Source organism: Enterococcus sp. 3H8_DIV0648, from assembly GCF_002140655.1.
Classification (GTDB): Bacteria; Bacillota; Bacilli; order Lactobacillales; family Enterococcaceae; genus Enterococcus_A; species Enterococcus_A hulanensis.
This window is the reverse complement of record NZ_NGLG01000002.1, coordinates 563873-564970: the sequence shown is the minus strand read 5'-3', so window position 1 is coordinate 564970 and position 1098 is coordinate 563873. Positions and strand designations below refer to the sequence as shown.

Sequence of the window (1098 nt, the reverse complement as noted above, 5' to 3'; positions counted from 1 at the left end):
GCTGGTAATCATAACAATAAAGCGAGGAGAGTAATTCTCTGTTGCAATCTCCTGAAAAAATAGGATTAGAACCAAATAGGATTTTTACCTGAAGGGCATCAATGGATGAAATATGAGGTGATAATATGATTTTACGATATAAAAAAATGTTCTCCGATAAACGAATTTATATTCGAATATTAGTATCATTGATCACTTTTTTACTTTTATTTTTTAGCGTCGCGTCTGTCAGCTATTTCCTTTTACCTGAAGGGATTCTTAAAGAGACAAATCCATTATCCAATTTTTCAACATCAACTGACCTTATTGAATCAACGATCCAAATTTTTCTCTATAACTCAATCTCTGTCATTGTTATGAGCTTTGCAAGTCTATTCGCTTTTTCAAATCGAAACGACTCTTTTTTATCGTACGGCTATTTAGGATTGAGTACTCAATTTTTAATCAACGGGATTATTTTAGGAACTTGGTCATTTTCAGTAACAAATCAAGCTGCACCTAGTCTAACTATGAGACTTTTACGAACTTTTGACCTTTTTCATCGATCAGGTTTATGGGAGATGATAGGGCAACTGCTGATTGTTGCTGCTTTAGCAAGGATATCATTCATTCGATCTAATAGAAAAGAAATCGAGAATACACCTTTTAAAGAAATTCGACTTAGTAAGGCGGAATGCCTAACAATTGTTTCAGGCTTAGTATTGATGTTTTTAGGAGCTTTTATTGAAAGCTATGCGATCATCTATGACAGATAATTAAAGTAAGAGTATAAAAAACTTCTAAATCAGATTTTCCATCTATGTATGTGCTATTTTTAAACAATTTGTAATTGGGGAGAAAGGGTAATTGATAGGCGAATTTTCAGCTCCTGTAGCTACTCAAATAATCTGTGATTTAGAAATAACCATATAAGTAATTCATTAGCATAGGAACAATAAATATGAAAGTAATAAAGCTATCTCGAAAAAAGGAGATGAAAAATGTTTGAAAAGGATCTAAATTTGTTTAGGGAAAATGATCGTATACTATTGAAAGCAAAGGAATTCCTGTGCTTGTCACCAAGTCTGCACTTGAGAAAATATATTTCTAATTATAATA

Annotated in this window: 1 protein-coding gene; it reads left to right on the top strand. The window is 31.9% G+C overall.

The genetic code is table 11. The features are described from left to right. Positions 1-188: 188 nt before the first annotated feature. A complete protein-coding gene (locus tag A5875_RS18925; protein ID WP_217809360.1) occupies positions 189-755 on the top strand; it encodes a hypothetical protein in 567 nt (188 codons plus the stop codon). The last annotated feature ends 343 nt before the right edge of the window (positions 756-1098 follow it).